Origin of the sequence: Undibacterium sp. RuRC25W (assembly GCF_049339825.1) — a bacterium.
In the GTDB taxonomy this organism is placed as follows: Bacteria; Pseudomonadota; Gammaproteobacteria; order Burkholderiales; family Burkholderiaceae_D; genus Undibacterium.
In genome coordinates this window covers 23933-30762 of sequence record NZ_JBMPPD010000043.1, presented here as the reverse complement: position 1 = coordinate 30762, position 6830 = coordinate 23933, and the positions used below count along the sequence as shown (strand labels likewise).

Below are 6830 nucleotides of genomic sequence, written 5' to 3'. Positions count from 1 at the left end.
TATATTCGATACTATAATCATGACCGCATCAAAATGAAATTAAAAGGGCTGAGTCCTGTGCAATACAGAAATCAGCCCTTAGTAGCATAGCAATTAAACTGTCCAACTAAATGGGGTCAGTTCAGAAGGTGGCTTTTTTGTTTTTGCCCGGAAGCAGACGTAAATAGTAATTATTTTGCGTCAGATTCAGCGGATACGGCACCAGCTGGCACTGTAGCGATAGCAACAGTCGCGTCATCACCGTGTACAACTGCTGTAACGCCTTTTGGCAATACCAGACCAGATACGTGGATAGATTGACCAGCGTCCAGTTTGGACAGGTCAACTTCAACGAATTCTGGCAAATCTGCTGGCAAGCAAGAGATGTCCAGTTCAACTGCAACGTGGCTGATAACAGCAGCGTGCAATTTAACAGCAGGGGATACATCAGCGTTCACGAAGTGCAGAGGCACTTTAACGTGGATTTTTTGGTTAGGATCAACGCGTTGGAAATCAGCGTGCAATACTAATTGTTTGTATGCGTGGACTTGGAAGTCGCGCAACAGAACTTTTTCTACTTTACCGTCAACTTCCAGATCCAGGATAGAAGAGTGGAACGCTTCTTTTTTCAATGCGTGGTACAACGCATTGTGATCCAAGGAAATGGATACGGGGGCTTCAGGGCCACCGTAGATGATGCCAGGTGTTTGGCCAGCAATACGCAGGCGGCGGCTCGCTCCGGTCCCCTGTTCTTTGCGTGCAAATGCGATAACTTTCATGGTGTTACTCCAAAATGTGCAAGAATTAACTTGCGGTTTTGTATCCCCGCGACCAGGGACACATAAAAACGCCCACACTAACGAAGTCAGTGAGGGCGCAGAAACTTGTTTTAGTCTGTGAACAAGGAGATGACAGATTCGCCCTTAGTAATGCGTCGGAACGTCTCTGCCAATAAGCTGTCGCAAGATAATTGACGAATCTTGGAACAGGCTCTTGCTGCTTCAGACAATGGAATGGTGTCTGTGACGACCAATTCATCCAGCGGCGATTGTGTAATACGGGCAATCGCAGGTCCAGACAATACTGGATGTGTACAGTAGGCCAATACTTTCTTGGCGCCACGTTCTTTCAATACTTCTGCGGCTTTAGTCAATGTGCCTGCTGTATCAACCATGTCGTCCATGATTACACAGTTGCGACCTTCAACTTCGCCAATGATGTTCATGACTTCAGATACATTGGCTTTAGGACGGCGTTTGTCGATAATTGCCAAGTCGCAGCCCAGACGTTTTGCCAGAGCGCGGGCGCGAACAACGCCACCAACGTCAGGAGAAACGACTAATAAATCGTCATAATTTTTTGCAACCAGATCGCCAAGCAGAATTGGTGATGCGTAGATGTTATCAACAGGGATATCAAAGAAACCCTGAATCTGATCTGCATGCAGATCCATAATCAGTACGCGGTCAACACCAGCCTCTTCCAACATATTGGCAACGACTTTTGCAGAGATCGCAACACGTGCAGAACGTGGACGGCGATCTTGGCGAGCGTAGCCAAAATAAGGAATTGCTGCTGTAATACGACCTGCAGAAGCACGTTTTAATGCATCAACCATCAACATGATTTCCATCAGGTTGTCATTAGTTGGTGCACATGTGGATTGCAAAACGAAGACATCTTTACCGCGGACATTTTCGTTAATCTCGACCATGACTTCACCGTCGGAGAACTTGGAAACATCTGCTTTACCGAGAGGAATGCCCAGTTGTTTGGCGACACCGGCTGCTAATGCAGGATTAGCGTTACCAGTGAAGACCATCATATTGTCATTTGCGCGCGCGTTTGCCATGGCGGGACCTATCGGCTGAATTTTTGAGGATTTGACTAATTTGCATAGCTTTTTGCAAATTAGTCAAAGATAAAAACTGAAAAAGCCGCCGCACAATCTATGCGGCGGCTTTAATTTAATGGCAGGGGAAGAAGGATTCGAACCTTCGCATGCCGGAATCAAAATCCGGTGCCTTAACCAGCTTGGCGATTCCCCTACACAACCGTTTGTCTGTCGTCCAGAATTGTCGCTATTTTAACGGCAAATCGGCATCAGACCAAATTTTTATTTCTGCATTAAATCTGCCATCGGATGGCGATTCAGCGCTTTTGCTTTCCATGATGTCCAGCGTTCAGGTATTTGTTGTATCACTTTGTCAGCTGCTGATTCGTCAGCAAAAGCACAAAAAACACAAGCACCAGAACCCGTCATCTTCGCGTTTCCGAATTGTGACAGCCATCTTACCGCTTCGTCAACCTCAGGAAACAGTGCGCAGGCAACTGTTTGCAGATCATTTTTCCAGAACATTTCAGCAGTGCTGGAAAAGTCCGCTATTCTGACGGGCTTCGTGTCTCTTGTCAACTCCTTTGCCGAAAATATTATCGGCGTCGGTACGTGAACACCCGGTTCTATGACGACAAACCAGCATTTTGGTGTCTGGATAGCATGTAATTCTTCACCCACGCCTTGAGCAAATGCATTTTCACCAAAAATAAAAAATGGGACGTCGGCGCCTAGTTGTAAGCCCAGTTGCATCAATTCTATTTTACTCAGACCGGTTTGCCATAAATGATTTAGTGCAATTAGGGTCGACGCCGCGTCAGAGGAGCCGCCACCGAGCCCGCCACCCATAGGGAGAATTTTACGTAAGGTCAGATTGGCACCCAACTGGCAGTCGGTATGTCGTTGCAATAAACGGGCAGCGCGGACGATCAGATCTGATTCTGCAGGCACGTCTGGGATATCGTTGGTGCGTATGATGTGATTATCTTGGCGGACGTCGATTTCCAGCATATCGCTGCGGTCAATCAATTGAAACGCCGTTTGAAGTAAGTGGTAGCCATCTGCTCGGCGGCCAGTGACGTGCAGGAATAGATTGAGTTTGGCCGGTGCCTGACAAAGGATGCGGGTTTGCTTCATGATGATATCTGATTGCTTTTAGGTATTTGGAGCCTGAATGAAAATACTGATACTGACATTGCCGACTTCTGTCGTGTAACGGCTTAATTCGATGCGTTTTGGCAGATCGACATCTTGTTGCCAACTGACGTAACGCAGCGTCCAGCCATCGCTATCAAGCTGTTGATCAATACGACTGAGTGCCTGACGTGTGCCATCAGCTTGCAGGGTGAACCCTTGTAACCAGTCGCGCATGCCAGCAACGGGAAGTGCCCATCCTAGGTGGTCTTGAAGCAGCTGATTGAGATTTTGCGCGTATCTTGGCGCTTGACCATCTTGTTCCAGAATTGCCCTCTGTTCGTCTTGCGTAATCCGCGCTACCGTCTGCCCAAGTGGTGACAACAGCGTGATATGCAGGTTTGATCCATTCTGGTCCCACTCGAAGCTGCCTGGCAATTGCTCTGGCTTACCATTTTTTTCGTAACGAACCGATATTTTTCCACTGAGTTGAATGGATTTCTGATAAATACGGGGGCTCAATGCAGCGACTTGGGTGGCAGCCGATTGTTGCGGCATGTCAAGCGAGCTGCATGCGCTGCATAACAACATCGTGAGCGTGCTAGCGACAAGCGTGAAAGTGCGACTGTATCTGTGCATCATTTTTTTGCTGGTTCCGATTGGTGTGCAACGGAATAACCCGCGGCGGTCTTTGTTGGTAGACGCAGGTGATTCTGGATTGCAACTGAGCGATGGCGTCTAGAAAGGTGCCGGCCTCATTGCGCCTATAAACGCACTTCTAAGCGCTTTAAGGTATTTTTTAAAGACGTATTGTCAGGGTCTTTGACACGTGCTTCACGCCAAAGTTTGATTGCTTGGTCCTTGTGCCCTGCGCGCCATAGGACTTCGCCCAAGTGGACGGCAATATCGGCATCTGGTCTCAATGCGTATGCCTGTCGCAATAAAGTTTCTGCGTCGTCGAATTTTTCAAGGCGGAATTTTACCCAGCCAAGACTATCGAGAATAAAAGGATCGTTTGGTGCCAGCTGGTTTGCTTTTTCAATGAGTGTCAATGCTTCATCTAGTTTTACATTGCGATCGGCGAATGAATAACCCAATGCGTTGTAGGCATGTTGGCTATTTGGTGCCAGTTCGATGACTTTGCGTAACAAGGTTTCCATTTGTAAAACCCGATCTTGCGATTCGAGGAGCATCGCATAATCGTAGTTGATGTCTGGACTGTCCGGATGCGCAGTGAGTCCTTCTTGCAATACTTTTTCTGCGCGCTCTGGTAATGATGCCTCGCGTAAAAGCTGTGCTTCAGTTTGGACGACTTGAATCTGCTCAGTATCGGCAGTAGGTTTTAGTTCATGCAGAAAATTAATCGCCTCTTCGGTATTTTTTTCTCGGGCCAATAATCCGGCACGCCGTAATTGCACGTTGAACCAGCTTGGATTGCGTCCTTCGTAGGACTGAACTTTCGCTAACCATTCCTGAGCAGTTTTATAGTCTTTCCGCTCAATCGAAATGCCCGCCAGATTGATATAGACAGACGTAGCGTCGCGGTCTTCAGATTTTTCGTCTAGTGTTTTCAGGTAGCGCAGGAAATATTCTTCCGCCCGTTGTAACTGGTTTTTACCCAAGGCCAAGACCCCAAGCGTGTACATCGAGTTGACGTCGGTTGGGTCATCATGCAGGATCAATTGAAATTCTTGTTGTGCTTTATCGACTTGTTTTAGATCGATGAGGATGCTGGCATAGGCCAGTCGAATGTCGCGAGCGCTAGGATTTTTTGCAATAAACGCAGACAGAGCGCTTGCTGCGTCTGTTTGCGACGATGCCTGAGCAACCGTGAGGATCGCTAATTGCGAGTCTGGATGCGCAGCAAGCATTATTTTTGCTTCTGTGATCGCACGCTGATTATCACCCATGGTATAGGCGCCTTGTGCTAGCGCAAGATGTGCCTCTGGCATTGCTTTGTATGGCGTCAATAATTCTTCGAGGACGTCAAACGCTGCACTTTTGTCACGCGCACGTGACAGCAAACGCTGTGCCTGTAACATGATAACCGCAGTTTGTTTGCCTTCTGACGCGGCTAACTTATCTGAAAAAACATTACGAATTTCAGATAAGTTATTGTTCATGACCATAAAGCCAAGGTAGTACTGTGTTGCCTCATTTGAATCCGGTGCCAGTTCGCGCCAAAGACGGATGGCACCCAGTGCTTCGCCTGCTTGTTTAACGCTTAGAGCGATCTCTGCTGCGCGTCTGGCCAGACGGGGGTCGCGCGTTTGTTGCGCTGTTGTCAGGAGGGTCACGTAGGCTGCTTGCCAATTACCACGTTGATACGCAATCTCAGCAGTTACGATTTTGTAAAAGAGCTCTTCAGTGAGCGCTGTGTTCGGCAACTTTTCTTTGTTTTCGATGACCGACTGGGCGGTGCCATTCAGGTCTTTGTCTGCGGCTAATGCAGCTTGCGCAGCATCGTTGGCATGGCTGGTGTCAGCAACTGGCTGCTGAGCGCCGCCACCAAGACTGGTACAAGCGGAAAGTAGCGCAGCACAGGTGAAAAAAACCGCCGGTTTCAGTGCGGTTACAATAGTGGTAGTGACAGAAGCAGAAATAGTTTTCAAGACGAATCCGAAATGTGCGGTGATGGCTGATTTTACGCCGAAGTATTTAGATAGTGTATGTTTTTGCCAAGCGCTTATTTTTAATAAGAACCGATACAAAACCGAATCAGTAGCAAGATAGCTTGAAAATGGGTATCTAGATGCATTTACCTCATATTCATCGCGATCCCTTACCGGATTAATTGTGCCTGACTCCTATTGTATTATTGATGACGAGAAGGACACCTCTTGTGTCAAATTGTAAAGCTTACGCTATTTTATAGACACATTGGTCTTATCATCAACGATGTGCAACCGATGTAATTAGCATACATGAATCGTAGGGGCGTTGCCTTTAGCTGCGGTTCTGGATCTGTTTTTTCATCAGATTGCTATCACTGCGGCTGCATCTCTGCGAAATTAGAACAGCTTTTATTTTTAAAGTTCCTTACTATGCCAGAATTACCAGAAGTTGAAGTTACCCGACGCGGTGTCGATCCGCACGTCAAAGGACGTATTGTCACTGACGTGATTATGCGTCGTGATGGATTAAGATGGCCGTTTCCGGCTGATTTACCAGCACTTCTTCGTGGGCAAACGATGTTGTCGACTGGTCGGCGCGGCAAGTATCTGTTATTGAATTTTGCTCACGGTACAGTATTGATTCATCTCGGCATGTCCGGGCATTTACGGGTATTGCCTCGCATTACCCCAGTTGCAAAGCACGATCATATTGATATTGTGCTGGGGGATCAAAGTCTGAGAATGACAGATCCACGACGATTCGGCGCGGTATTGTGGCATGCTGTCGAGGATGGCGATATTGAACAGCACCTTTTGTTGCGTCAGTTGGGTGTTGAGCCTCTCGAGGATGGTTTTTCTGCCGATGTGCTGTTTGCACAAACCCGCACCCGCAGTGCGCCGATCAAGCAAGTTCTGCTGGCGGGCGACATTGTGGTTGGTGTTGGCAATATCTATGCGTCTGAGAGCCTGTTTAAAGCCCGCATCAACCCTAAGACCCAAGCGCGACGTATTAGTTTGGCCAGATACCAGTTGTTGGCAACTGCGATTCGGGAGACGTTGGCCGCCGCTATTGAACAAGGGGGTAGTACTCTGAAAGATTTTCTGAACGTGAACGGTCAAAGCGGCTACTTCCAGCAAAATTACTTTGTTTATGACCGCGAAGGTGCACCATGCAGAATTTGTTCAAGACCAATACGCAAAATCCTACAAGGTCAAAGAAGTAGCTTTTATTGTGTATTTTGCCAGAAATAGGCTGTATTTGTTGTCTG

General features: G+C 47.6%; 7 protein-coding genes and 1 tRNA gene. 2 read left to right on the top strand and 6 right to left on the bottom strand.

Features of this window, described 5'->3' with window-relative positions; genetic code table 11:
- The coding region (locus ACO0KV_RS16475; protein WP_423042293.1) for an IS3 family transposase at positions 1–90 on the top strand (90 nt) is incomplete at its 5' end.
- Positions 91–170: 80 nt separating this feature from the next.
- On the opposite strand, the gene ACO0KV_RS16470 is transcribed toward ACO0KV_RS16475, so the two are convergent.
- The 6 genes from ACO0KV_RS16470 to ACO0KV_RS16445 form a co-directional block, all read right to left on the bottom strand.
- On the bottom strand, positions 171–758 hold the full coding sequence (locus ACO0KV_RS16470) for a 50S ribosomal protein L25/general stress protein Ctc (RefSeq protein ID WP_423043952.1): 588 nt from the start codon (positions 756–758) through the stop codon (positions 171–173).
- 110 nt (positions 759–868) lie between these two features.
- Positions 869–1831 carry a ribose-phosphate pyrophosphokinase gene (locus ACO0KV_RS16465; RefSeq protein WP_423022195.1) on the bottom strand — a complete coding sequence of 321 codons (963 nt, stop codon included), beginning with the start codon at positions 1829–1831 and terminating at the stop codon, positions 869–871.
- 119 nt (positions 1832–1950) lie between these two features.
- Positions 1951–2027: transfer RNA gene (locus tag ACO0KV_RS16460), tRNA-Gln, on the bottom strand.
- Positions 2028–2095: 68 nt separating this feature from the next.
- Positions 2096–2950 carry a 4-(cytidine 5'-diphospho)-2-C-methyl-D-erythritol kinase gene (ispE, locus tag ACO0KV_RS16455; protein WP_423043950.1) on the bottom strand — a complete coding sequence of 285 codons (855 nt, stop codon included), beginning with the start codon at positions 2948–2950 and terminating at the stop codon, positions 2096–2098.
- A gap of 18 nt (positions 2951–2968) precedes the next feature.
- The gene (locus ACO0KV_RS16450) at positions 2969–3589 is read right to left on the bottom strand and encodes a lipoprotein insertase outer membrane protein LolB (protein WP_423043948.1); all 621 of its coding nucleotides are present in this window, start codon (positions 3587–3589) and stop codon (positions 2969–2971) included.
- Positions 3590–3711: 122 nt separating this feature from the next.
- Complete coding sequence (locus tag ACO0KV_RS16445; protein WP_423043946.1) at positions 3712–5559, bottom strand: tetratricopeptide repeat protein; 1848 nt, start codon at positions 5557–5559, stop codon at positions 3712–3714.
- Positions 5560–5991: 432 nt separating this feature from the next.
- Here ACO0KV_RS16445 and mutM point away from each other — a divergent pair, with 432 nt between their 5' ends.
- Entirely contained in the window at positions 5992–6813 is an 822-nt protein-coding gene (mutM, locus tag ACO0KV_RS16440) for a bifunctional DNA-formamidopyrimidine glycosylase/DNA-(apurinic or apyrimidinic site) lyase (RefSeq protein WP_423043944.1), read from the top strand.
- The last annotated feature ends 17 nt before the right edge of the window (positions 6814–6830 follow it).